The organism is Jatrophihabitans sp., from assembly GCF_035474675.1.
Lineage (GTDB): Bacteria > Actinomycetota > Actinomycetes > Mycobacteriales > Jatrophihabitantaceae > Jatrophihabitans_A.
Window position 1 is genome coordinate 23,375 of the sequence record NZ_DATINC010000051.1, and the last position, 22,104, is coordinate 45,478.

Sequence of the window (22,104 nt, forward strand, 5' to 3'; positions counted from 1 at the left end):
ACTAGGCGTACATCAGCGAGCCGGGCGTGGTGAGCAGCTCGCCGGTCTCCAGCCAGGTCTTGAGGCCGGACAGGATCATCGGCCAGCCGCCGTAGAGCTGGTCGTTAGCGTCCTCGCGTAGCTGGTCGTGGGTCACCAGCAGCCGGCAGGAGTCGCCGACCTGCTCGATCTCCCAGGTGATGCGGGTGGTGCCCTCGGCGGCGACCTCGGGGCTCCACAGCATCCGGGCGCTCTGCACCAGCCGGCGCGGCGGGTCGATCTCGAGGATCTCGCCCTCGCCGATCGGGGCATCGGCCTTCGGGCTGGTCTGGGTGAACCGCGAACCGACCTGCCAGTCGCAGTCGATGCCGACGCCGAAGGTGTACTTGCTGCGGATCTCGGAGTCGGTGATCGCCTCCCAGAGCCGTTCCGGCGTGGTGCGGATGTAGATCTCGAACACCTTCTCCATCGTGGTCTCCAATCGTTGCTTGAGCTCGCTCAGGGCCGCTGCCCACGGTTCGGCGTACTTGCTGACCCACCGGTCATGGACCAGCCGGATGGGGACGGGGTTGAGGAAGTGCAGCTTCTCCCGGCCGCGCCGCCGGGTCACCACCAGGCCGGCTTCTTCCAGCAGCTTGAGGTGCTTCATCACGCCGAACCTGGTCAGTTCGAAGCGGGCCACCAGCGCGTTCAGGCTCTGCCCGTCCTCGCGGAACAGCTCGTCCAGCAGGCTGCGCCGGGTCGGGTCTGCCAGGGCCCGGAATACCTCGTCCACGTCGTCGAAGATAGGTGACCAAATGGTCACATGTCAAGGCTCGACCTCGAGACTACGGGACTCATCGGTGGGCGACGGCTCGGCCTGAGAGTGGCCGTGCCGGTGACAAATCGGCTATTGCCCCTTTAGAGGCTTTGACAAAGAATATTGCGGCATGCTGCGATGGTTGTTCACCACCCGTGTACGCGGCTTCGTCCGCCTGGTAGCGGGGACGGTTACAACTCTGCTGGGCACGATGCTGCTCGTGTCTGCCGGCGCAAGGCCAGCATCGGCCTCAGTGCAATGGTCGTGGACGCCAAGCCCATTTGGATGCGACGCGAGCGACAACAGTTGCGTATCCGGCACCGGATTCAACCCAGAAGTCTCCACCTGGGGGCAGGACACCAACCCCATTGGGAATTGCACCAATTACGCTGCCTTTCGACTTGCCAATAACGGCGCTTCCCAGCTGAGCGGCAGCGGCGATGCGGCGACGTGGAAGGCACGTGTCCAGTCGCAGTTCGGGGCATCCGCGGCCAACGGCACCCCCTCTGTCGGCTCGATTGCATGGTGGTGGACCGGCTCGCCTTCAGACCCGGGCCACATCGGTTATGTCGAGCAGGTCAGTGGCGACACCATCTACACGACAGAGTCCATCTGGAACACAGGCAGCCGACGACGAGTTCTCACCCGTGGGCAATCCGCCTGGCCAGACGGGTTCCTGCACATTCTGGATCAGCCGACCACCCCCGGTGGCGGAACGGCGCCGGGGGTGGTTGACGGGTCGCTACTGCAAGTTGAGCACCTGTCCGGAGGCAGCACCTGGAATTGGTATCCAATTCGCCCTGACGCCAGACTTGTCGGTGCTCCTAGCATCATTTGGCCCAGCGGGACACCAATGGCCTTCGGAGTCGGGACCGATGGCGCTCTTCGCCAGTTCACGCTGAACGCTGGAGGATGGATTCCCTACCTCATAACTAGAACTGGACTGCTATCGCCTTCCGGCGGTGTCTCTGCAGTCCAGGTTGGAAGCAACATCGAAGTTTTCGCTGTCGATGCGAGTTCTCACCTCATACAGGTTGAATACACGCCGAGCATGGGTTGGAACTGGTATCCGATTCGGCCGGACGTGACGATCAGCGGCGCTCCGAGCGTGCTCTGGGGGTCGGGTGGCCCGACTGTGTTTGCCGCCGGCACGGACGGCGCGCTACGGCAGTTCACGCTGAGCGGTGGCACATGGATGCCTTACTTGATCACGCAGACCGGCTTGCTGTCGACGGCTGGCGGAGCATCGGCTGTGCTGGTTGGCGGCACCTTTGAGGTCTTCGCCGTCGACAAGAACAAGAATCTCTTGCAGGTCGAATATATGAACGGAGCTTGGAACTGGTATCCGATCCGGGCGGACGTGACCCTGGATGGGTCGCCGAGTGTGATCTGGAGCGCCAGCGGTCCGACAGTCTTCGGCGTCGGGACCGACGGTGCCCTTCGCCAGTTCGTGCTGGAAAGCAACGGCTGGACGCCTTATTCAGTGACGCAGACCGGTCTGCTGTCGTCGGACGGAGGTGCATCAGCTGTCCAGGTTGGCGGCAACTACGAGGTGTTTACGCTCCAGGTGGCGTAGCCATCGGTCGTGTGACTGAAGAACGCACCTCTACCACTCAGCCTTGCGCCGGCAACGAAATTGCAAGATTGATCTGAACGGACAGGCTCACGGCGGTCCAACTGCAACTTTCAGAGGCCGGTGTGTCAGTGCAGGTATTAGTAACGCCGGGTAGACGGGACAGTTGCTACTGCAGGGGGAGCGGGCGGCCGAGCAGGTAGCCCTGACCGTGGCAGCAACCCAACGTCCGGACCGAGGTCAGCTGCTCCTGGGTCTCGATGCCTTCGGCGACGGTCTTGATCCCGAGCTCCTGGCACAGCCCGATGAGGCTGCGCACGATAGCCCGCGCGCTGCGGTCGACAGCGATCGGCGCCACGAAGCTGCGGTCGATCTTGACCGTGGAGACCGGCAGGTCGCGCAGCAGCGACAGCGAGGAGTAGCCGGTGCCGAAGTCGTCCAGGGCGATCCGGACGCCGAGCTCGGCCACCTCGTGCACCTCCTTGAGAGCGGCGGGCGAGGCCTCCACCAGGGCGCTCTCGGTGATCTCCAGGTGCAGCTGGTCCGGGGTCAGCCCGCTCGCCGCCAGCCCGCGCCGGATCTCCGGCACCAGCTGGCCGCGGCCCAGCTGGCTGCCGGAGGCGTTCACCGCCAGCCACCGGGCGCTGCCGCCGGTCAGCCGCGGGTCGGTGGCGGCCCGGCAGCAGGCTGCCAGCATCCACCACCCGAGCGGCACGATCAGCCCGGTCTGCTCGGCCATCGGCAGGAAGTCCTCCGGATCGAGCAGGCCCTGCTCGGGATGCTGCCAGCGCACCAGCGCCTCGTAGCCGACGGTCTCGTCGTCGTCCAGCCTGATGATCGGCTGGAAGTAGGGCACCAGCCCGCGGTCGGCGGCCAGCGCGCTGCGCAGCGAGTGCTCCAGCTCCAGCTCGTGCACGGTGACCGGCTTGTCCTGGGTCGGGTCGTACATCTCGATCCGGGCCCGGCCCCGGCGCTTGGCCCGCAACAGGGCGAGGTCCGCCTCGCGCAGCACCTCGTCGGGATGGTCGTGGCCGGGGCCGCCGACGGTGATCCCGATGCTCAGGCTGGCGATGTGCAGGTGGCCGCGCACCACCAGCGGCTGTTCCAGAACCTCGGTCAACCGCTGGGCGAGGGCGTGCAGCCGCCGCGGGTCGTCCTCACCCGGCGCCAGCACCACGAACTCGTCGCCGCCGACCCGGCCCAGGCTCACCCCGGCCGGCAACGCGTCGCGCAGCCGGTGCGAGAGCACCAGCAGCAACTCGTCGCCCGCCTCGTGGCCGAGGCTGTCATTGACGATCTTGAAGCGGTCCAGGTCGCAGTACAGCACCCCGGTCGGCCGGCCGCCGGCCAGCGAGCTGGCCAGCAGCTCCTCCAGCAGCGTTCGGTTCGGCAGCTCGGTCAGCGGGTCGTGCATCGCCCGGTGGGCCAGCCGGTCTTCGGCCTGCTTGCGCTGGGTCACGTCGTTGATCTGGACGACGATGCTCTGGATGCCGCCCGCCGCGTTGCGGATCACGCCGACGTGGATCAGCCCGAACACCAAGTGCCCGTCGGCGTGCACCAGCCGCTTCTGACTCTCGTAGCTGTCCCGCACGCCGTCCAGCAGATCCTGGAACAAGGCGGTGCCCACCTCGATGTCCTCGGGATGGGTCAGCTGGGACAGCCGGTGCTTGAGCAACTGCTCGCGGGGGTAGCCGAGCATGTCCACCAGCGAGTCGTTGACCTGTAGCAGCTCGCCGTCCGGGCTGACGATGGCCGCGCCGATCGGGCTGCGCTCGAAGGTGACCTGCCAGCGGTGCTCGGCCTCCCAGCGGCGGGCCTCGGCATGGTCGCGGGCCCGGGTCTCGGTGATCGCCACCGCGGCCTGGTTGGCGAACAGTTCTAGTACGGTGCGCTGCTCGCCGTTGGGCAGCTCGCCGCTGGCCGGCTGGTCCACGCTCAGCACGCCGAGCAGCGTGCCGTCCGGGCCGTACAGCGGCGCGAACAGGCTGTCCTCGAGGTGCCAGCTGCCCGGCCGGACAGCCGACACCGCGGCCGGGGGAGCGTCGGCCGTCCAGGTCGCGATCCGCCCGATCAGCTCGCGGTCCTGCTGGTGGCTGTAGAAGCGCAGCGATCCCCACGGCTCGGCCGCGTCCAGCAGGTCCTGCCAGTGCGGCAGCGAACTGCTGCGGCCCAGCAACTGTCCGATGTCGGGCGGACCGGCCACCGCACGGACCACGACCTCGCCGTCCGGCTCCACCACATTGATCGCGGCGGCGCCGAATTCCAGGAATTCCACGGTGGCTTCGGTGATCCGGCGCAGGGTCTGGTCGATGTCGCCGATGGTGCCCAATTCGCGCACCACGTCGAGCAGTCGCTCCAGCCACGATCGGCGCAAGGTACCGATCAGCGGCAATGGCGAGACCATCATGGCAGTTTTACACATACTGCACAGTCAAACCAGCGGTTACCGGATGTACCGGTGTCGCCCACCGGATCGCGGTAGGAGTTCCGGTTCATGCCTGCAGGACGACCGCCAGGCCCTGGCCGACCCCGATGCAGATCGCGGCCAGGCCGTAACCGCCGCCCCGGGCCCGCAACTGGTGGGCCAGGTGCGCGACCACCCGGGCTCCGGAGCAGCCCAGCGGATGCCCGAGCGCGACCGCCCCGCCGTGCACGTTGACTTTCGCCGGGTCCAGCTCGGGCCAGTCGGCCAGGCACGCCAGGGCCTGGGCGGCGAACGCCTCGTTCAGCTCGACCATGGCCAGCTGGTCCCACCCGATGCCGGCCCGGCGCAGCGCCGTGCGGGCGGCCTCCACCGGCCCGATCCCGAAGAACTGCGGCTCGACGGCGGCCACCCCCCGGGACACGATCCGGGCCAGCGGCTCCCGCCCGGCGGCCCGGGCGCCGGCGGAGTCCCCGATGAGCAGGGCGGCGGCGCCGTCGTTGAGCGGGCTGGAGTTGCCGGCGGTCACGGTGCCGTCGGGCCGGAACGCCGGGGCCAGCTTGGCCAGCGCCTGCATCGAGGTGTCCGGCCGGATGCTCTCGTCCCGGCCGAGGTCGACGCCGGGGTAGCGCACCACCTCGGCGTCGTAGACCCCGCCGTCCCAGGCAGCCGCCGCCTTCTGGTGGCTGGCGAGGGCGTACTCGTCCTGCGCCTGCCGGGTGATGCCGTACTTCTCGGCCAGCAGCTCGGTGCACTCGCCGAGCGAGCGGGTCCAGTCGCCGGGCATCGCCGGGTTGACCATCCGCCAGCCGAGCGTGGTGGAATGCAGCGTCTCGGCCGCGGCCGGAAAGCCCTTGGCCGGCTTGAGCAGCACCCAGGGCGCCCGGGTCATCGACTCCACGCCGCCGGCGACGGCCAGCGACGCGTCACCCACCGCGACCGCCCGGTTCGCCGCGATCACCGCCTCCATGCCCGAGCCGCACAGCCGGTTCAGGGTGACGCCCGGCACCGAGGTGGGCAGGCCCGCCAGCAGCGCGGCCATCCGGGCGACGTCGCGGTTGTCCTCACCGGCGCCGTTGGCGTCGCCGAAGAACACGTCGTCGAGCCGGGCCGGATCCAGTTCGGGCGAGCGCTCGACCAGCGACCGGACCACATGCGCGGCCAGGTCGTCCGGCCGGACGCCGGCCAGCGCGCCGTTGTAGCGCCCGATCGGGGTACGGACCGCGTCGAGGACGTAGACATCGCTCATGCCTCCATTTTGCCTGACCTTGCGGCCGGCGCCGGGGCCTGAAGGCTGTCCGCCCGGTCACGTCCGCCGTCGCGGTCCTACGGGTCGGTGGGCATTCCGGCGCGGGTGTTTGAAGTCGGCCACGGGCCGTGCCAGGCTGGGCATATGCCAGCCGCAGACATCCCTTCCCCGGACCCGAGCACCGTCGATCCGGGGGCACCGGCCGGCGGCGCGGGCGCAGAGCCGGCGGGCGACGACGTCAAAGCCCGGTTCCGCGACGCGCTGGAGCGCAAGAAGGGCCGGCATGCCGACGGGGTCGGTGGCACCGGACCGAACGGCGGCAAGATCTCCGACGTGCACACCCGGGCCGGCGGCAAGCGCCAGTTCCGCCGCAAGAGCGGCTGACCGCCGCGCCGGCCCGGGCCCGCGAGGGGTGCTGGCCCGGCTCTGTGGGGCACTCGTCCGACCCGATAGGGCGTTCGAAATTTGTTTTGCCACCCGGCTGGCGCCGGCATGGCATCATGGGTCACAATAACCACGTACGTACCACCGCTTTACTTCGTGATGGCTGCGCTTGGGGAAGACGTTGCCGTCGAGTCGAAGGTGCGGAGGTGCGCGATGTCTGCTACTCACGTGGCACCAGCCACGCGGGGTGTGGTGTTCATCCACTGCTGCCCGCCGGCCATCGGTCCCCATGTCGAATGGGCACTGGCCGGCGTACTCGGCCGACCCTGCAAGCTGCAGTGGAGCGCCCAGCCCGCCGCTGCCGGCCAGCTCCGTGCCGAGGCCACCTGGGTCGGCCCGGTCGGCATGGCGGCACGGCTGTCGGCATCGCTGCGCGCCTGGCCGATGCTGCGGTTCGAGGTGACCGAGCAGGGCACCGGCACCACCGACGGCGAGCGGCTGGCCTACGTTCCGGGCCGGGGCTTCCACCGCAGCACGGTGTCGGCCAACGGCGACATCCTGGTCAGTGAGGAGCGGCTGCGCGGGCTGCTCAGCCGGGCCACCTCCGCCGACGAGTTCGCCCACGGCCTGCACGAGATCCTCGGCACCTCCTGGGACGCCGAGCTGGAGCCCTACCGGACCGCCGGGGACGGCTCGCCGGTCATCCTGATGCACAAGGTGGTCTGAGCACACCTTCGGGCCGATTGGGCGCCGGCCATGGCCGACGCCCGGCCTCAGACCTTGTGGAACAGCAGCGAGGTGTTGTGCCCGCCGAAGCCGAACGAGTCGTTCAGCGCCGCGGTCACCGTCATCTCCCGAGCCTTGGTGGGGACGTCGACGGCCAGGTCGTCCTCCGGGTCGTCCAGGTTGATGGTCGGCGGCACCACGTCATTGGCCACGCTCAGCACGGTGGCGATCGCCTCGATCGCCCCGGACGCGCCGAGCAGGTGGCCGGTCATCGACTTGGTGCCGGTGACCACCGTCTGCTCGCCGAGCAGGCTGGAGATCCAGCGAGCCTCGGCCATGTCGCCGGCCGGCGTCGAGGTGGCGTGCGCATTGACGTGCACCACGTCGGAGGTGGCCAGCCCGGAACGGCGGATCGCGGAGCGGGCCGCCCGCACCTGGCCGCTGCCCTCCGGGTCGGGCTGGACGATGTCGTAGGAGTCGGCGGTGATGCCGGCCCCGCCCAGCACCGCGTACGGCTGGCGGCCGCGGGCCCGGGCCGAGGACAGCCGCTCGAGCACCAGCACCCCGGCGCCCTCGCCGAGCACGAAGCCGTCCCGGTTCTTGTCATAGGGCCGGGACGCCCGCTCCGGCTCGGCGTTGCGGGTGGACATCGCCCGCATCTGGGCGAAGCCGGAGATGGTCAGCGGGTGGATGCACGCCTCGGTGCCGCCGACCACCACCAGATCCGCCCGGTCCAGCTGCAGCAGGTCCAGGCCGTAGGCGATGGCCTCGGCCCCGGACGCGCAGGCGCTGACCGGGGTGTACACACCGGCCCGGGCGCCCACCTGAAGCCCGACGTAGGCCGCCGGCCCGTTCGGCATGTTCATCGGGATCATCAGCGGCGAGACCCTGCCCGGCCCCTTCTCCAGCAGGATGTCGTGCTGGTGGATCAGGCTGGTCACGCCGCCGATGCCGGTGCCGATGGCGACCGCGACCCGGGACGGGTCAAGGCCGTTCTCCTCCGAGGTGCCGGTGAAGCCGGCGTCCGCCCAGGCCTGCGCGGAGGCCACCAGGGCCGCCTGCTCGGCACGGTCGAGCCGGCGGGCCTGCACCCGGGGCAGGATCTGGGCGGGATCGACGGCCATCGGCGCCCCGATCCGGACCGCGATCGTCTCGGCCCAGTCGAAGGGCAGCGCCACGACGCCGGACGTCCCGGCCAGCAGCGCGTTCCAGTACGAGGCGACGTCGCCCCCGAGCGGAGTGGTCGCGCCGAGTCCGGTCACCACCACCGGGTCGCTGGTATTCACAGCGGTCTCGGTCATCGTTGGTCCTCTGTTCTCGGTACGGGAGGCTGGGCGGATCGGGTAACCGGCGGCGTCGAGCTGAGCACGCCGCCGTGGGACCGGCGCGGCCGGGTCAGCTGGGGTTGGCGCTGATGTAGCTGACGGCGTCGCCGACGGTCTTGAGCTTGGGCAGCTCCTCGTCGGGGATCTTGACGCCGAACTTCTCCTCAGCGGCCATCGCGACCTCGACCATGGACAGCGAGTCGACATCCAGGTCATCGGTGAAGGACTTCTCGACGGTCACGTCCTCGGGGGCGACATCGGCGACCTCGTTCAGGATCTCCGCCATGCCGGCCAGGATCTCTTCGTTCGTTGCCATAGGTGCTCTACCTCTCTGCCTCGAAGGGCATGCCTTCTTCGGTGAATCGCCGGTCCCGGCTGGGAAGGGCGACGTTCGGGTGTACACGCCACGGCTGGGCCGTGGTTGCTCTGCGGGCCGTGCGGCCTCTCGGGCCCCGGCTGGACCGAGGTCCTAGGGCGCCAGGATGACCTGGCCCGCGTAGGTCAGCCCGGCGCCGAAGCCGACCAGCAGGACGGGCGCGCCACTGGCGATCTCGCCGCGCTCGAGCATCTTCGACAGGGCGATCGGGATCGAGGCCGAGGAGGTGTTGCCGGAGGTGATGATGTCGCGGGCGACCACCACGTTCGGGGCGTTGAGCTTCTTGGCGATCAGGTCGATGATCCGCAGGTTGGCCTGGTGCGGCACGAACCCGGCCAGCTGCGAGGGCTCCAGCCCGGCGGCGGCGCAGGCCTGCAGCGCGACGTCGCCCATCTTCGAGGTCGCCCACCGGAAGACCGACTGGCCCTCCTGGCGCAGGGTGGCCGTTTCGGCGTCGGTGGTGATCGCGCCGGCGCTGTCGCCGTCGGAGCCCCAGACCACCGGGCCGATCCCGACCGAGTCGCTGGCCGTCACCACCGCCGCGCCGGCCCCGTCGGCGAAGATGATGCCGGTGCCCCGGTCCATCAGGTCGACGTAGTCGGTCAGCTTCTCCGAACCGACCACCAGCACCGTGTGGGCCTGGCCCGAGGTCACCGTGTTGGAGGCGGCGTTGAGCGCATAGACGAATCCGGCGCAGGCGGCGTTGAGGTCGTAGGCGCCGGGCGAGTCGATGCCCAGCCGGCTGGCGAGTTCGGCGGCGCCGCCGGGGACCTGCTGCTTGCCGGTGCAGGTAGCCAGGATCACCAGGTCGACGTCAGTCGGCGATACCCCGGAGTTCGCCATCGCCTTGCTGGCAGCGGCGACCGCCATGTCGAGCATGGTCTCGTCCATCGCGAACCGGCGCTCGGCGATGCCGACCCGGCTCTGGACCCACTCGTCGTTGGTGTCGACCCCCATGGCGACCAGGTCGTCGTTGGTCAGGGTGGTGGGCGGCTGGTAGTGGCCGAGGCCGGCGACCCGGCTGCCGCTCGAGCGGGGCGGGTTCGTGAGGTGCACCGTCATCAGGACATCCCGGTAGCGAGTTGGGCGACCGGCTGGCCGCTGGATGAGGGCGTTGCCTGCGCGTCCGGTCCGGGCGCCGCAGAGTCGGCGAGCAGGTGTCTCGCCGCTTCCAGATCCGCCGGTGACTTGACGGCGACCAGGCGCACGCCGGTGAATTCCCGGCGGGCGATTCCGGTCAGGGCGCCGGCGGGCGCGAGCTCGATGGCGCCGGTGACACCGAGGTCTCGCAGGGTGTCCAGGCACAGGTCCCAGCGGACCGGGCGGGTGACCTGCCCGACCAGCCGGTCGAGCACGGCCGGACCGTCGCTGATCACGGCTCCGTCAGCGTTGGACAGCAGGGTCGCGGTCGGGTCGGCCGGTGTCAGCTGCGCCGCGACGGTCCGAAGGTTCTGCTCGGCTGGGCTCATGTAGCTGGTGTGGAAGGCCCCGGCGACCCGCAGCGGCCGGATCCGGGTCCCGGCCGGCGGGTTGGCGGTGAGAGCGGCGATCGCCTCGAGCGAGCCGGCCGCGACGATCTGTCCGGCCCCGTTCCGGTTGGCGGGCGTCAGGCCGGCGTTCTGAATGGCGGCCACCACCTCCTCGGGGTCGCCCCCGAGGAGGGCGACCATCGAGGTGGGGACCGCGGCGCAGGCCGCGGCCATCTCCGAGCCGCGCCGAGCCGAGAACGAGATGGCCTGTTCTGGCGTCAGGACGCCGGCGATCGCGGACGCGGTGACCTCGCCGACGCTGTGGCCGGCCAGCACGACATCCTCAGTCACGGTGGTGCCAATCGCTCCGGTCCTCGCTCGCTGGCGCTCGCTGCGATCCTCGCTCGCGGTGCTGCCAATCGCTCCGGTCCTCGCTCGCTGGCGCTCGCTGCGATCCTCACTCATCGCGCCCAGCTGCAACTGACTCGCGGTGATCAGGCCCATGGCGACGATCAACGGCTGGGTGACCGCCGAGTCCCTGATCTCGTCGGCATCCGCTGTGGTGCCCAGCCGCGCCAGATCCAGGCCGGAGAGCTCGGAGAACGTCGCGACCTGCTCGGAAACCCCGTCCAGTTCCAGCCAGGGCGCGAGCATGCCCGGAGACTGGGCACCCTGCCCCGGAGCGAGTACGGCGATCACACTTCTACGGTGCCCTGTCTGCGGCCATTACGGCGAGCACGGCTCGCACAGTGTTCCAGCGGCTATTTTGGAGGTTAGCTACAACAAGGGATAGTCACGATGGCTATGTAAGCGGTTGCAATGCAGCGATTCCGCCAACTTGGACAGTCTATTGCACGGGGGGCTGGGCTCCGGGGGGACCCGCCGCACGCCCGGCGCCCTGGCCGTTGAGCCGGCCGAGCACCAGCGCCAGCTGGATGGTGAAGGCGCCCCGGGCGTCGGTCGGCGCGTGCCCGCACAGCTCGGCGGCGCGCCTCAGCCGGTAGCGCACGGTGTTGGTGTGCACGAACAGCGCCCGCGCGGTCGTCTCCAGCGCCCGGCCGCCGTCGAGGTAGCTCACCACGGTGTCCAGCAGCACGTCGCCGGCCTCGACCAGCGGCTGGTACACGGTCTCGATCAGCTCGTGCCGGGCGCCGAGGTCACCGGCGATGGTGCGCTCGGGCAGCAGGTCATCGGCAGCGACCGGCCGCGGCGCTCCGGGCCAGCCGGCCACCGCCCGCAGGCCACTCAGGGCCGTCGCGGTGACGTCGGCGGCGCCGTCGATCCGGGGCGCCGAGCCACCCACCACGACCGGCGCGTCGTCGAACTCGTCCAAGATCGCCTTGGCAGCCTCGATCGGATCGGTGATGCCGCCCAGGACCACCACCAGCCGGCCGCCATGCACCCCGGCCAGCACGTCGAAGCCGGCCCGGCGGGCCGTCCGATGCACCGAGTCCAGCGCCTGGGTGGGGTCCAGGTCGCGGCGGGCAGCGCCCACCACGGTGGTCACCGCTCCCTCGGCCCGCCAGCCGAGCGCCGCGAGCTGGCTGACCGGGGAGCCCTCCTCGGTGGGCCCTACACCCCGGACCAGGCCGTCGATGACCAGCGCTTCCAGCCGGGCGTCCCAGCGGCCCCGGGTCTCGGCGGCCCCGGCGTAGACCCGGGCAGCGGCGAAGGCGATCTCGCGGGAGAACCGCAACATCGCGTCGGCCACCTGCTGCTTCTCACCGGGGCCGGCCAGCGCCGGCACGGCCTCCTCGACCACGGCGATGGTCTGTCGCACCAGCTCGACGGTTTGCTGGAGCGACACCCGGCGAGCCAGCTCGCGGGGCGCGGTGCTGAACACCTCACCGGTGAGCCGCACCGCCTGATCGGGAGAGCGGAGCCATTCGACGAACGAGGCGATGCCGGCCTGGGCCACCAGCGTGACCCAGGACCGCTGGTCGGCGGGCAGCCGGCGGAACCAGGCCAGCTGCTCGTCCATCCGGGCCAGGCTGCGGGTGGCCAGCATTCCGGAGGACTGCTCGATCCGGCTGATCGTCTCCTCGGTCAGGGCGCCCTCCACGCCGCCGAGCCTAGTGTGAGCACGGTGAGCACGTTCGAGATTCGCCGAGGCGCCGACCGGGCGAGCACCCGCACCGAGTGGCTGGACTCCCGGCACTCGTTCGCCTTCGGCCCGCACTACGACCCTGACAACATCGGCTTCGGGGTGCTGGTGGCCCACAATGCCGACATCCTGCAACCCGGCCCGGGCTATCCGGTTCACGCCCACCGCGACGTCGAGATCCTGACCTGGGTGGTTGCCGGGACGCTGGCGCACTCCGAAGCCGACGGGGCCTGGACGGTGATCGGCGCCGGGCAGCTGCACTACGTGGCGGCCGGCAGCGGCATCCGGCACACCGAGCTCAGCGCCGACGACCAGCCCGTGCAGGTGGTGCAGATGTGGCTGACGCCGGACGAGTTCGGGTTGCCGCCGGCCTCCCGGCTGCTACGTCCGGAGGATCGGCTGGCCAGCGGCGAGCTGGTGGAGGTCGCCTCCGGCGCCGCCCAGGCGGGCGCGGACGGCGTAGCCGGCGTGCTGCGGATCCGGCAGCGGGCGGCGGCGCTGTCGGTGGCCAAGCTGCCGGCCGGCCGGGCGGTGACCCTGCCGGACGCGCGGTACCTGCACCTGTACCTGACCGCGGGCTCGGTGACGTACGAGTCCGGGGACGGCGAGCAGCTGGGCGAGCTGGCGGCCGGCGACGCGCTGCGGATCACCAGTGGCGGTGGGCTGGCGCCGGCAGCTGAGCAAGCTGTCGTGCCGGGCGGCGAGCCGGCTGTGGTGCGGGCCGGCGAGCCGACCGAGCTGCTGGTCTGGCGGATGCAGGCCGGCATCGGGGCGGCTGCTGGTCAGAGCACTTACCCTGGCTAGGTGTCCGCAGCAGCCGAGCTCAGCGACCCGGCCGTCGCCGCGGACCAGCGCTGGCTGGCGCGAGAGATCAACAACGGCGGCGTGCTGGTGCTCTCCGGGGCAGGGCTGTCCACCGAGTCCGGGATTCCGGACTACCGCGGTCCGACCGGCCGGCTGCACCCGGCGACCCCGATGACGTTCCAGGAGTTCACCGCCAGCCCGGCGGCCAGGCGGCGGTACTGGGCCCGCAGCCACCGCGGCTGGCAGCGGATCGAACAGGCCGAGCCCAATCACGGCCACCAGGCGGTGGCCAGGCTGCAGCGTGCCGGGCTGCTGAGCGGGGTGATCACCCAGAACGTCGACGGGCTGCACCAGGCGGCCGGGGCCCGCGATGTGATCGAGCTGCACGGCGGCCTGAACCGGGTGACCTGCCTGAGCTGCCGGGCGACCAGCGACCGCGACGAGCTCGACGAGCGGCTGGTGGCCGCCAACCCCGGCGCCCGCGAGGCGCTGGACGCCGGGCCGGTCAAGCCCGACGGCGACGTCGAGCTTGCCGAGTCCGAGATCGCCTCGTTCCGGCTGGTGGACTGCCTGGACTGCGGCGCCGGCCCACTCAAGCCCGATGTGGTGTTCTTCGGAGAGAACGTGCCGCCGGAACGGGTGGCCCGCTGCTACGCCCTCGTCGAGGCCAGCCGGTTGCTGCTGGTGCTGGGCTCGTCCCTGACGGTCGCCTCCGGGTTCCGGTTCGTCCGGCGGGCGGCCGCCCGTGGCATTGCGGTGGCGATCATCAACCAGGGCGCCACCCGCGGCGACTCGCTGGCCGACGTGCTGCTCGATGGGCCGCTCGGCGCTGTGCTGCCCGCGCTGGCCGCTGAGGCGATCGGCGGCTGATCGGGCCGAGGTCTCAGCCGAGCAGCTGGCGGCCCTGCGGCGATAGGGTCGGGCGATAACCGCAGCGGGCGCGAGAGGACTGGTCGATGGAGCTGTCGCGGCTGGATGACGTGGACGCCTTCGCGGAGCTGGAAAGCGTCGACCCCGATGAGCTTCGCGAGCTGCAGCTGCGCCGATTGAGGTGGTCGCTGCGCCATGCCTATGACAACGTCGGCCACTACCGGGCGGCGTTCGAGGCGGCCGAGGTGCATCCGGACGATCTGGCCTCGCTGGCCGACCTGGCCCGATTCCCCTTCACCAGCAAGGCCGAGCTGCGCCAGCACTACCCGTTCGGGATGTTCGCGGTGCCCAGGGAGCAGGTGGCGCGGGTGCACGCCTCATCCGGCACCACCGGCAAGCCGACGGTCGTCGGCTACACCGCCGGCGATCTGCAGACCTGGGCCGCGGTGATGGCCCGGTCGATCTACGCCGCGGGCGGACGTCCGGGTGACATCGTGCACGTGGCCTACGGCTACGGCCTGTTCACCGGCGGCCTGGGCGCCCACTACGGCGCGGAGAGGCTGGGGTGCACGGTCGTTCCGGTCTCCGGTGGCATGACCGCGCGGCAGGCGCAGCTGATCGCCGACTTCGAGCCCCGGATCATCATGGTGACACCGTCCTACTTCCTGGCGATCCTGGATGAGCTGGCCCGCCAGGGGATCGATGCCGCCGAGTCGTCCCTGCGGATCGGCATCTTCGGCGCCGAGCCGTGGACCGAGGCGATGCGGGTGGAGATGCAGCAGCGCGCCCAGCTCACCGCCCTGGACATCTACGGCCTGAGCGAGGTGATGGGTCCGGGGATCGGACAGGAGGCGGCGGGACATCCCGGCAGCCTGCAGGTGTGGGAGGACCACTTCTATCCCGAGGTCATCGACCCCGAGACCGGCCAGGTGCTCGGAGTGGGGGAGGTCGGCGAGCTGGTGCTGACCTCGCTCACCAAGCAGGCGATGCCGGTGGTGCGTTACCGGACCCGGGACCTGACCAGGTTGCTGCCCGGCAGCGCCTACCCGGCCTTCCGCAGCATCGAGAAGATCACCGGCCGCACCGATGACATGATGATCATTCGGGGGGTGAACGTCTTTCCGACCCAGATCGAGGAGTTGCTGTTGACCGTGCCGGGGCTCGCGCCGCACTTCGAGTGCGTGCTGACCAGACCCGCCCGGCTCGACGAGCTGAGCGTGCGGGTCGAAGCACGGGCGCCCGACGCCGATGCCGCCAGCCTGGCCGGCCAGCTCAGCCAGCTGGTCAAGGACCGGATCGGGGTCACGGTCAGCGTGGACGTGCTGGCGCCGGAGTCGATCCCGCGGTCGCAGGGCAAGGCCGTCCGGGTGCTTGACCAGCGCTGAGCCGATGAATTAGCAATGGGTTCGAATGCCCCCCGCCCCCGCCCAGATCGGAGACAGCACGATGGATCGGATTCAGCTCGGTGACCTTGAGGTCTCCCGCCAGGGGCTGGGCTGCATGGGTATGAGCGAGTGGTACGGGGCGGCGGACTGGGATACCTCGATAGCCACCATCTCCCGGGCGCTGGAGCTCGGCGTCACCTTCCTCGACACCGCCGATGTCTACGGCGCCGGCCACAACGAGGTGCTGGTCGGGCGGGCGATCGCCGGCCGGCGCGAGCAGGTGCAGCTGGCCACCAAGTTCGGCATCGATCGTTCCGGCGGTGATCGGGCCCGGGTGTTCCGGGGCGAGGCCGGCTACGTCAAGCGGGCCTGCGAGTCCTCGCTGCTGCGGCTCGGGGTCGACGTGATCGACCTGTACTACCTGCACCGGCCGCCGCAAACCGCGGAGATCGAGGAGACGGTCGGCGCGATGGCCGAGCTGGTCGCCGAGGGCAAGGTGCGCTACCTGGGGCTGTCCGAGGTGGACGAGCGGCTGCTGCGCCGGGCGCACGCCGTGCACCCGATCACGGCCGTGCAGAGCGAGTACTCGCTGTGGACCCGCGACGCGGAGGCCGTGACGCCGGCCATGATGGAACTCGGCATCGGGCTGGTGCCGTACTCACCCCTGGGCCGGGGATTCCTGACCGGCACCGTGGATCCGAGCCGGCTCGACGGCAAGGACTTCCGTCGCTTCAATCCGCGGTTCCGCGACGAGGCCGGCCAGGCGAACCTGGCGATCGTCGCGGCGGTCCGGGCAGTGGCGCAGCGGCAGGGGGTGTCCCCGGCCCAGATCGCGCTGGCCTGGGTGCATGCCCGGTCCGACCGGCTCGGGATTCCGGTGGCGCCCATTCCGGGCACCAAGCGGGTGCAGTGGCTGGAGCAGAACGTGGCGGCGCTGGACGTCCAGCTCACCGAGCAGGACCTGGCCGAGCTCGACCCGCTGGGCAGCCATGTGGTCGGCGCCCGGTACTGACAAGCCCGCCCGCCGCGACCGATCATCAAGGTGGGGTAGATCCGCACCCGCTGCAGCTACGGCTGAGTAGCCGGCGCCATCCGGATGCCTGCCGCTGCCGCTCCGGTTCGCAGCCGGCCGTCCCACACCGCGAACACCGTCTCGGTGGAGCTGACCGCCATCAGGCTGGCGAGGTGTACCGCGTCGGCGCCACGCAACGAATGCAGAGACGCCAGTTCCCCGGCGTGCGCGGCGAGGGCATCGGTGACCTCGACCGGCCTGGTGGCCGCCCAGAAGCTCTCCCACAGTGTCTCGGCGTGCGCCTGTTCGGCCGCGGCGAGCCGCTGGGCGCGCCCAGCGGCGGCCAGGGCGGAGCGGACCTCGGGATAGGCCAGCCGGCTGGACACCGCCGCATCACAGCCGTTCCAGAGGGCCGCGGCGAGCTCGCTGCCCGCCTCATCGATGACCAGCTTCACGAAGGCGCTGCTGTCGAAATACACGATGGCCATGGCGGTCAGCGGCGTTGCTCGGCCACCAAGTCGGAGACCGGCTCGGATGCCTTCGCCCGGACAACAGCGCGGGCATCCGGCCGGTCTGCCCGTCGCGGCTTGCCGAGCACGCCCTGCTGGGTGAGTTGATCGATCAGCGGTGCTGTGTCGATCGGCAGCAGCCGGGCAACCGGGATGCCCCGCTCGGTGATGACGACTTCCTCACCGGCCCGGACGTGCTCGATCCAGCCTGACAACTCAGCCCTCAACATGCTGATCGCGACGTCCATCAACGCAGTGTACAATAGGGCAGAACGCAGTTGTACAGATCGGGCCCGCGCACCCGCGGGTCAGCACCCGAACCGTCAGGCGGAGCCCTCCGCTGATCCCGCGTTGGCGGCTGCGACGTCGTTGAGCCGGTACTTCTCCAGGGCGTCGCGGGCCGCTTCGGGCTTGACCTCGCCGCGCTTGGCCAGCTGCGCCAGCACGTTCACCACGACCGACTCGGCGTCGATGTGGAAGAACCGGCGGGCCGCGCCACGGGTGTCGGCGAAGCCGAAGCCGTCAGCGCCCAGCGAGCTCCAGTCGCGCCCGGCGGCCTGCAGCCATTGGGCGATCTGGTCCGGCACGGCGCGCATGTAGTCCGACACCGCCACCACCGGCCCGGCTGTCTCGGCCAGCTTGGCGGTGATGTAGGGCGTCACCGGTTCGGCGTCCGGGTGCAGGAAGTTGTGCTCGTCGGCACGCAGCGCGTCCCGGCGCAGCTCGTTCCAGGACGTCACCGACCAGACGTCGACATCCACGCCCCAGTCCTCGGCCAGCAGCTCCCGGGCGCGCAGCGCCCACGGCACCGCCACCCCGGAGGCCAGCACCTGCGCGCGCGGCCGGCCCGGCTCCCCGGACCCCGCGGCGACCTGGTGAATGCCTCGCAGGATGCCTTCGGCGTCCACCTCGGCGGGTTCGGCCGGTTGCGGGATCGGCTCGTTGTAGATGGTGAGGTAGTAGAAGACGTCCTCGCCGTGCGGGTGCTCGGGCGACGAGCCATACATCCGGCGCAGGCCGGCCTCGACGATGTGGGCGATCTCGTAGGCGTACGCGGGGTCGTAGGCCACCACTGCCGGGTTGGTCGAGGCGATCAGCAGCGAGTGCCCGTCGGCGTGCTGCAGGCCCTCGCCGGTCAGCGTGGTCCGGCCGGCCGTCGCGCCCAGCACGAAGCCCCGGCCCAGCTGGTCGGCGAACTGCCAGAACTGGTCGCCGGTCCGCTGGAACCCGAACATCGAGTAGAAGATGTAGAACGGGATCATCGGCTGGCCGTGGGTGCTGTAGGCGGTGCCGGCCGCGATCAATGACGCGGTGGAGCCGGCCTCGCTGATCCCCTCGTGCAGGATCTGCCCCTGGGTGGACTCCTTGTAGGACAGCAGCATGTCCCGGTCGACCGCGTCGTACTCCTGGCCGTGCGGGGAGTAGATCTTGGCCGTCGGGAAGATCGCGTCCAGCCCGAAGGTGCGGGCCTCGTCCGGGATGATCGGCACGAACCGCTTGCCGATCTCCTTGTCGCGCATCAGGTCCTTGAACAGCCGGACCATCACCTGGGTGGTGGCGATGTTCTGCTTGCCCGAGCCCTTCTTCAGGTCGGCGTAGGCGCTGGCCGCCGAGTCCGGCAGCACCAGCGGCTTGGACCGGTTGACGCGCTTGGGCAGCGAGCCGCCCAGGGCCTCCCGGCGTTCCTTCATGTACTGGATCTCGTCGGACTTCTCGCCCGGGTGGTAGTACGGCGGCAGGTCGGCTTCCAGCGCCTCGTCGGTGATCTCCAGGTGCAGCCGGTCTCTGAAGGCCTTCAGGTCGCCCTTCGTCAACTTCTTCATCTGGTGGGTGGCGTTGCGGCCCTCGAAGCTCTCCAGCGTCCAGCCCTTGATGGTGTGGGCCAGGATGACCGTCGGCTGGCCGACGTGGGCGCGTGCGGAGTTGAAGGCGGCATAGACCTTGCGGTAGTCGTGGCCGCCGCGGGAGAGCACCCGTAGCTGCTCGTCGGACAGGTCCTCCACCATCTTGCGCAGCCGCAGGTCGCTGCCGAAGAAGTTCTCGCGGATGTAGGCCCCGGACTCGACGGTGTAGGTCTGGAACTGCCCGTCCGGCGTGGTGTTCATCTTGTTGACCAGCACGCCGTCGCGGTCAGCGGCCAGCAGCGGGTCCCAGTCCCGGCCCCAGATCACCTTGATGACGTTCCAGCCGGCGCCCCGGAAGATGGACTCCAGCTCCTGGATGATCTTGCCGTTGCCGCGCACCGGCCCGTCCAGGCGCTGCAGGTTGCAGTTGATGACGAAGGTGAGGTTGTCCAGCTCCTCGCGGGCGGCCACCCCGATCGCGCCGAGCGACTCCACCTCGTCCATCTCGCCGTCGCCCAGGAACGCCCAGACGTGGGAGTTGGTGGTGTCGGCGATGCCGCGGGCGGCCAGGTAGCGGTTGAACCGGGCCTGGTAGATCGCGCCGATCGGGCCCAGCCCCATCGAGACGGTCGGGAACTCCCAGAAATCGGGCATCAGCCGGGGGTGCGGGTAGGAGGACAGGCCGTACGGCGCCTTGGACTTCTCCTGCCGGAAGCCGTCCAGGTGCTGCTCGGTGAGCCGGCCCTCCAGGAACGCGCGGGCGTAGATGCCGGGCGCGGCGTGGCCCTGGAAGAAGATCTGGTCGCCGGTTCCGCTGGCCAGCTCCTTGCCCCGGAAGAAGTGGTTGAAACCCACCTCGTAGAGCGAGGCCGCCGAGGCGTAGGTGGCGATGTGCCCGCCGACGCCCAGGTGCTTGTTGGCCCGGCTGACCATGATGGCGGCGTTCCACCGGATGTAGGCCCGAATCCGGCGCTCGATGTGCTCGTCGCCGGGAAACCAGGGCTCGCGCTCGGGCGGGATGGTGTTGATGTAGTCGGTGCTGCGCAGGGCCGGGACGCCGACCTGGCGTTCCCTGGCGCGTTCGAGCAGCCGCAGGAGCAGGAAGCGGGCGCGCTGGCGGCCGTCATGGTCGACAGCGGCGTCGAAGGATTCGATCCACTCGCGGGTCTCGCCGGGATCGATATCGGGGAGCTGGCTTGGCAATCCATCGGTGATGATGCTGTAGCGATCACGAGTCACCTGACCAGTGTCCCACCAACAGGCGAGAAGAGGTGACCTTCGATGTTTACCGATGAGTAGGCCCGGAGGGTTGCTTCGCCGCCGAAGTGTGGTTATCTACCGGGGCACGGTTACCAGCGGTGAGGATGCGCCTCGCCGCTCAGGCACCACCTCTGGAGGCTGGCAGTGAGCACCACCCCCGGGACCGGGGAAAACACGACTGCATTGGTTGACCGCCTGGGCATCGAGCCAGGCATGGTTGTGCAGGAGTTGGGCTATGACGACGACGTCGACCAGGCTCTGCGCGAAGCGATCGAGGACCGCCTGGACGACGACATGGTGGACGAGGACTCAGACGATGTAGTTGATGTCGTCCTTCTCTGGTTCCGGGAGGATGACGGGGACCTGGTCGACGCCCTGGTGGATGCGATCGCCCCGCTGGCCGACAACGGGGTGATCTGGCTGCTGACTCCCAAGCGGGGCCGGCCGGGTTACGTCGAGCCGTCCGACATCTCGGAGGCGGCCCCTACGGCCGGCCTCTCGCAGACTTCCCTGCTGCCGTTGTCGGCCGACTGGACCGGCGCGCGGCTGGTCAGCAGGCGCGCCAAGGCCGGCGTTGAACGAGGCAAAGGGGAGCGGCGATGAGCTTCATGGCTGATGCGGTGTCGGTTCCGGGCTTGACGCCGCTGCCGGTGGGGACCGAGGCGCCCGACTTCACGTTGCGTGACCAGAACAACGAGGTCGTGACGCTGTCGTCCTTCCGGGGCTCCAAGGCGGTGCTGCTGGTGTTCTACCCGTGGGCGTTCACCAGCATCTGCACCGGTGAGCTGGGGCAGATCCGGGACCGGATCGCCGAGTTCGCCAACGATGCGGTGCAGGTGCTGACGCTCAGCATCGACTCGTCGTTCGTGCACAAGATCTTCTCCCAGCGCGACGAGCTGAACTTCCCGCTGCTGGCCGACTTCTGGCCGCACGGGGCAGTGGCTGAGGCGTATGGCGTGTTCAACACCGATGCCGGGGTGTCCAACCGGGGGACGTTCCTGATCGACCGGGACGGCATCATCCGGTTCAGCGAGGCCAAGGAGATCGGTGTCGGCCGGGACCCGCAGCGCTGGCTGGACGAGATCGCGGCGGTGACGTCCGGCGTCGCCGGCTAGCGCGTTCGGCGCTGGAGGCGTGGGTCGCTGGATGCTTGGGTCGCCGGCTGTCTCAGCGGCTGGCTGATCGTCAGGCGCGGCCGGCGAGCCGGTCGTCCAGCGAGGCCTTCTTGCTCTTGGCCGGCATGCTCGTGGCGCTTGTAGCCGGAGGGGCGCCGTCCTGCTCGGCTGCTCCAGCGGCCTCGGCCTGATCGCGGCGGCGCTCGGCGGCCGCCATGACGAACGGCGCGCACAGCGCGAGGACGCCGAAGAGGTACCACTGCACCACGTAGGCGGCGTGCTGCGGCTCGTCCGCGCCACCGGCCGGGTTGGAAAGGTCCGGGTTCGGCAGCGCGGTGAGGCCGGCGGCGCCTGGCTGGCCGGCGAGCAGCTCGGCGTAGCCGTTCCAGACCGGGGCGTGGAGCCGGCCGGCCTGCTCCGCGACGTTGACGGTCTCGACCTGCCGGCCGGGCAGCCGCCCGAACCGGTCGGGCTTGCTGTCGGCGGGCTGCAGCCGGGCGGTCACGGTGACCGTCCCCGCCGGGCTGGCCGGCACCGGCGGGCTGGTGGTGGCCGCGCCGGTCTGCGCCAGAAAGCCGCGGGCGATGATCAGCACCCCGGCGCTGGTCCTGAGCGGGGTGAGCACGACGTAGCCGACATCGCCGTTGACGGTCTGGTCACGCAGCAGCGTCTCGCCGGCGCTGAGGTAGGTCCCGGTGGCGGTGACGTGCCGGAACTTCTGCGCCCTGCCGTCGGAGACCTGGGCCGTCGCCGCGCCCAGCACGGTGGCGATATCGGCCGGGCGGTCGCCGTCGTCCAGGCGCAGCTTCTGGTTGGCCTCGTGCTTCTGGTGGAACCGTTCCAGCTGCCAGGTTCCGGCCACCCCACAGATCGCGGCGAGCACCACCATGAGGGCGAAC

The 22,104-nt window shown here is 70.2% G+C and carries 21 protein-coding genes; 9 read left to right on the plus strand and 12 right to left on the minus strand.

What is annotated here, in order from left to right:
- Position 1: 1 nt before the first annotated feature.
- Positions 2-754 (minus strand): ArsR/SmtB family transcription factor, encoded by a 753-nt coding sequence (locus VLJ82_RS05825; protein WP_408662383.1) that lies wholly within the window; start codon positions 752-754, stop codon positions 2-4.
- 166 nt (positions 755-920) lie between these two features.
- Here VLJ82_RS05825 and VLJ82_RS05830 point away from each other — a divergent pair, with 166 nt between their 5' ends.
- Complete coding sequence (locus VLJ82_RS05830) at positions 921-2,354, plus strand: CHAP domain-containing protein (RefSeq protein WP_408662384.1); 1,434 nt, start codon at positions 921-923, stop codon at positions 2,352-2,354.
- 166 nt (positions 2,355-2,520) lie between these two features.
- On the opposite strand, the gene VLJ82_RS05835 is transcribed toward VLJ82_RS05830, so the two are convergent.
- Positions 2,521-4,755, minus strand: a complete 2,235-nt coding sequence (locus VLJ82_RS05835) for a putative bifunctional diguanylate cyclase/phosphodiesterase (RefSeq protein ID WP_408662385.1) — start codon at positions 4,753-4,755, stop codon at positions 2,521-2,523.
- Positions 4,756-4,843: 88 nt separating this feature from the next.
- Entirely contained in the window at positions 4,844-6,022 is a 1,179-nt protein-coding gene (locus VLJ82_RS05840) for a thiolase family protein (RefSeq protein ID WP_408662386.1), read from the minus strand.
- 144 nt (positions 6,023-6,166) lie between these two features.
- On the opposite strand from VLJ82_RS05840, the gene VLJ82_RS05845 reads away from it, so the two are divergent.
- Positions 6,167-6,406, plus strand: coding sequence for a DUF5302 domain-containing protein (locus tag VLJ82_RS05845; protein WP_408662387.1), 240 nt, complete (start codon positions 6,167-6,169; stop codon positions 6,404-6,406).
- A 228-nt stretch (positions 6,407-6,634) separates the two neighbouring features.
- Positions 6,635-7,132, plus strand: a complete 498-nt coding sequence (locus VLJ82_RS05850) for a DUF3145 domain-containing protein (protein WP_408662388.1) — start codon at positions 6,635-6,637, stop codon at positions 7,130-7,132.
- Positions 7,133-7,179: 47 nt separating this feature from the next.
- Here VLJ82_RS05850 and VLJ82_RS05855 read toward each other — a convergent pair whose 3' ends face one another.
- The 5 genes from VLJ82_RS05855 to VLJ82_RS05875 form a co-directional block, all read right to left on the minus strand.
- The gene (locus tag VLJ82_RS05855) at positions 7,180-8,433 is read right to left on the minus strand and encodes a beta-ketoacyl-[acyl-carrier-protein] synthase family protein (protein ID WP_408662389.1); all 1,254 of its coding nucleotides are present in this window, start codon (positions 8,431-8,433) and stop codon (positions 7,180-7,182) included.
- Between the two features lie 94 nt (positions 8,434-8,527).
- Positions 8,528-8,773 (minus strand): acyl carrier protein, encoded by a 246-nt coding sequence (locus tag VLJ82_RS05860; protein ID WP_408662390.1) that lies wholly within the window; start codon positions 8,771-8,773, stop codon positions 8,528-8,530.
- 153 nt (positions 8,774-8,926) lie between these two features.
- On the minus strand, positions 8,927-9,895 hold the full coding sequence (locus tag VLJ82_RS05865; protein WP_408662391.1) for a beta-ketoacyl-ACP synthase III: 969 nt from the start codon (positions 9,893-9,895) through the stop codon (positions 8,927-8,929).
- A complete protein-coding gene (locus tag VLJ82_RS05870; RefSeq protein WP_408662392.1) occupies positions 9,895-11,001 on the minus strand; it encodes an ACP S-malonyltransferase in 1,107 nt (368 codons plus the stop codon). Before VLJ82_RS05870 ends, VLJ82_RS05865 begins: the two co-directional genes overlap by 1 nt.
- Positions 11,002-11,149: 148 nt before the next feature.
- Positions 11,150-12,364: a PucR family transcriptional regulator gene (locus VLJ82_RS05875; protein ID WP_408662393.1), complete on the minus strand. Its 1,215-nt coding sequence runs from the start codon at positions 12,362-12,364 to the stop codon at positions 11,150-11,152.
- Positions 12,365-12,388: 24 nt separating this feature from the next.
- On the opposite strand from VLJ82_RS05875, the gene VLJ82_RS05880 reads away from it, so the two are divergent.
- From VLJ82_RS05880 to VLJ82_RS05895, 4 genes are all read left to right on the plus strand, one after another.
- Positions 12,389-13,210 carry a pirin family protein gene (locus tag VLJ82_RS05880; RefSeq protein ID WP_408662394.1) on the plus strand — a complete coding sequence of 274 codons (822 nt, stop codon included), beginning with the start codon at positions 12,389-12,391 and terminating at the stop codon, positions 13,208-13,210.
- Positions 13,211-14,080: an NAD-dependent protein deacetylase gene (locus tag VLJ82_RS05885; protein WP_408662395.1), complete on the plus strand. Its 870-nt coding sequence runs from the start codon at positions 13,211-13,213 to the stop codon at positions 14,078-14,080.
- 86 nt (positions 14,081-14,166) lie between these two features.
- On the plus strand, positions 14,167-15,465 hold the full coding sequence (locus tag VLJ82_RS05890) for an AMP-binding protein (RefSeq protein WP_408662396.1): 1,299 nt from the start codon (positions 14,167-14,169) through the stop codon (positions 15,463-15,465).
- A 61-nt stretch (positions 15,466-15,526) separates the two neighbouring features.
- Positions 15,527-16,477 (plus strand): aldo/keto reductase, encoded by a 951-nt coding sequence (locus VLJ82_RS05895; protein WP_408662397.1) that lies wholly within the window; start codon positions 15,527-15,529, stop codon positions 16,475-16,477.
- A 56-nt stretch (positions 16,478-16,533) separates the two neighbouring features.
- Here the strand turns inward: VLJ82_RS05895 and VLJ82_RS05900 are convergent, their stop codons facing one another.
- The 3 genes from VLJ82_RS05900 to aceE form a co-directional block, all read right to left on the minus strand.
- Positions 16,534-16,965, minus strand: coding sequence for a type II toxin-antitoxin system VapC family toxin (locus tag VLJ82_RS05900; RefSeq protein ID WP_408662398.1), 432 nt, complete (start codon positions 16,963-16,965; stop codon positions 16,534-16,536).
- Positions 16,966-16,970: 5 nt separating this feature from the next.
- Positions 16,971-17,234, minus strand: coding sequence for a type II toxin-antitoxin system Phd/YefM family antitoxin (locus tag VLJ82_RS05905; RefSeq protein ID WP_408662399.1), 264 nt, complete (start codon positions 17,232-17,234; stop codon positions 16,971-16,973).
- A 75-nt stretch (positions 17,235-17,309) separates the two neighbouring features.
- Positions 17,310-20,069: a pyruvate dehydrogenase (acetyl-transferring), homodimeric type gene (gene aceE / locus VLJ82_RS05910; protein ID WP_408662400.1), complete on the minus strand. Its 2,760-nt coding sequence runs from the start codon at positions 20,067-20,069 to the stop codon at positions 17,310-17,312.
- Between the two features lie 165 nt (positions 20,070-20,234).
- Here aceE and VLJ82_RS05915 point away from each other — a divergent pair, with 165 nt between their 5' ends.
- Both VLJ82_RS05915 and VLJ82_RS05920 read left to right on the plus strand, forming a co-directional pair.
- Complete coding sequence (locus VLJ82_RS05915; protein ID WP_408662401.1) at positions 20,235-20,693, plus strand: DUF3052 domain-containing protein; 459 nt, start codon at positions 20,235-20,237, stop codon at positions 20,691-20,693.
- Positions 20,694-20,698: 5 nt separating this feature from the next.
- Positions 20,699-21,205, plus strand: coding sequence for a peroxiredoxin (locus VLJ82_RS05920; RefSeq protein WP_408662404.1), 507 nt, complete (start codon positions 20,699-20,701; stop codon positions 21,203-21,205).
- A gap of 70 nt (positions 21,206-21,275) precedes the next feature.
- Here the strand turns inward: VLJ82_RS05920 and VLJ82_RS05925 are convergent.
- Positions 21,276-22,104 (minus strand): SURF1 family protein (locus VLJ82_RS05925; protein ID WP_408662402.1); only part of this gene is annotated, 829 nt, incomplete at its 5' end.